Source organism: Streptomyces sp. 8L, assembly GCF_020176795.1.
In the GTDB taxonomy this organism is placed as follows: Bacteria; Actinomycetota; Actinomycetes; order Streptomycetales; family Streptomycetaceae; genus Streptomyces.
The window spans coordinates 1-2,296 of sequence record NZ_JAIUKE010000102.1 but is presented as its reverse complement, the minus strand read 5'-3'; the positions used below and the strand labels follow the sequence as shown (position 1 = coordinate 2,296).

2 protein-coding genes are annotated in these 2,296 nt (G+C 72.7%); both read right to left on the bottom strand.

The window, feature by feature from the left end; genetic code table 11:
- Positions 1–42: 42 nt before the first annotated feature.
- Positions 43–654 (bottom strand): hypothetical protein, encoded by a 612-nt coding sequence (locus tag LCE31_RS10890; protein WP_225013974.1) that lies wholly within the window; start codon positions 652–654, stop codon positions 43–45.
- 357 nt (positions 655–1,011) lie between these two features.
- Complete coding sequence (locus LCE31_RS10885) at positions 1,012–2,265, bottom strand: exo-beta-N-acetylmuramidase NamZ family protein (RefSeq protein ID WP_225013975.1); 1,254 nt, start codon at positions 2,263–2,265, stop codon at positions 1,012–1,014.
- Positions 2,266–2,296: the final 31 nt, after the last annotated feature.

Here is a 2,296-nt window from a genome sequence, read left to right as displayed (position 1 = left end):
GGTGTCCCCCGGGGGGCGGGCGGGGGGGGGGGGGCCGGCCGGTCAGGCGGCGGTGAGCGCCTTGGCCTGGCCGTGTTTCGCGTGGGCCAGCGCCTCGGACGTGAGGACCGGCTGGGGGACCACGATGCCGCACCCCGTGCACACCGGACCCGACCAGGGCTCGTGGGTGAGGTCGGGGCGCCAGACGATCTCGCGGGTCGCGCCGCAGACGGGGCAGGTCTCGCCGGGGCCGGACTCCAGGCCCGCGATCAGCCTGCGCAGCACTTCGGCGAGCGAGTCGGAGGGGTGGATGCGGGGGTCGTCGCAGCGGGCCACGCCGTTGCCGCCCCAGGTGAGCCGGTGCCAGTCGTCGAAGCTGCCGGGCTGGCGGAGCCCGTCGTGCTTCTCGCGCTTGCGGCGCTCGGCGAAGTCCACCTCGTACTTCAGCCAGACCGCCCTGGCCTCTTCCAGTTCGTCGAGCGCCGCGATGAGGCGGGCCGGCTCGGGCGACCTGTCCTCGGGCTGTATGCCGTGCCTCGCGCACAGGTGGTCCCACGTCGCCCGGTGCCCGTAGGGGGCGAACCGCTCCAGGCACTTGCGCAGTGAATACCGCCGCAAGGCCAGATCGCAGCGCGGGTCCCGCACTTGTCTCGCGAGACTTCTGAATCCGGCCATCACATGCCACCTCCGTCAGTGGATCTCCGGAACTCCGGCGTTGTGGAATGGACGTACGTCTGCCCCATTCGGCTCCATCAAAAAGAGGATTGGCGTGACGGATACGTGAGCGGCGACGTTTTTACCTGGCGATGACCCCCGTGAGCTGCGGCTTTACATCCACATGACGACTGGCGTGCGAAAACTCCCCCCTTCCCTCACGCCTTCTGTGCCCGCGCTGTGTGCCATCGCGCCGTATCCGGGTCCGTGTTCTCCGGCGTCCGTGTTCTCCGGCCTACATGTTCTCCGGCATACGGCGCGACGGCGCGACGGCGCGCGGTCGTGCGCGAGGCGCGCGAAGGCGACCGCGCGGGCGGCTCAGCGGTAGACCAGGTAGCGGCGGCGCACGGCGCGGAACGCCGCGAGTTCCTTCTGCCAGGCGGCGACCACCTGGTCCGTACTGGCGCCCGCGTCGATCATCGTGCCGACGCGGTCGGAGCCGGTGAGGGTCGCGATGTCGTTGTCGGCGCGCCACGCGAAGTCCCCGTACAGGCGCTTCGCGGTGATCAGCAGGGCGATACCGGTGCGTACGGCGTCGAACGCGTCCCGGTCGTGGACGTGCAGCTGTACGCCGCCCACCGTCTTGCCGGTGAACTTGGAGAACGTCGGCGCGAAGTACGCCTCGCGGAAGTACACGCCCGGCAGGTGCTCCGCCGTCGCCGCCTCCGCCCACGCCGCGTCCAGGCCCTCGGCGCCCAGCAGCTCGAACGGGCGGGCCGTGCCGCGCCCCTCGGAGACGTTGGTCGCCTCGAACATGCAGGTGCCGGGGTAGACCAACGCCGTGTCGGGAGTGGGCATGTTGGGGCTCGGCAGCACCCACGGCAGCCCCGTCCCGTCGAAGTACATCGACCGCTGCCAGCCCGTCATCGTGACGGTCGCCAGCTCCGCCTTCTTCGTGAGGAACTCGCCGTTGAAGAGGGCGGCCAGCTCCGCGACCGTCATGCCGTGCTGCTGCGAGACCGGCTTGCGGCCCACGAACGACGCGAACTCCTCGTGCAGCACGGGGCCGGTCGCCTCCCGCCCGGTGATCGGGTTCGGCCGGTCCAGCACCACGAACCGCTTGCCGGCCAGGGCCGCCGCCTCCATGCAGTCGTACAGCGTCCAGATGTACGTGTAGAAGCGGGCGCCCGCGTCCTGGATGTCGAAGACCACCGTGTCGACACCCGACTTCGTGAAGACGTCCACCAGCGGCTGCCCGCTGACCTGGTACGTGTCGTACACCGGCAGCCCGGTCGCGGGGTCGGTCGACGTGCCCTCGCCGCCGCCCGCCTGTGCGGTGCCGCGGAAGCCGTGCTCGGGGCCGAAGACCGCGACGAGGTCCACCCGGTCGTCCGCGTGCATCACGTCCACGATGTGGCGCACGTCGGCGGTGACGCCGGTGGGGTTGGTGACGATCCCCACCTTCTGCCCGGCCAGCAGCCGGTACCCGTCCGCGCTCAGCCGGTCGAACCCGGTGCGCACCCGGGCGCCACCGGGGCCGCCCCGGCCGCCGGCCGCCGGTGCCCCGGCCGGGGGGGGGGGGGGGGGGGCGGGGGCCGCCGCGCCCCCCCGGCCCCCCCCCCCCCCCCCCACCCCGGCGGCCGCGGGGCGGGGGGGGCCGCCC

Excerpts from the sequence above, each read along its gene's own strand:
- LCE31_RS10890 (WP_225013974.1), bottom strand. The coding sequence starts at position 654 with ATGGCCGGATTCAGAAGTCTCGCGAGACAAGTGCGGGACCCGCGCTGC.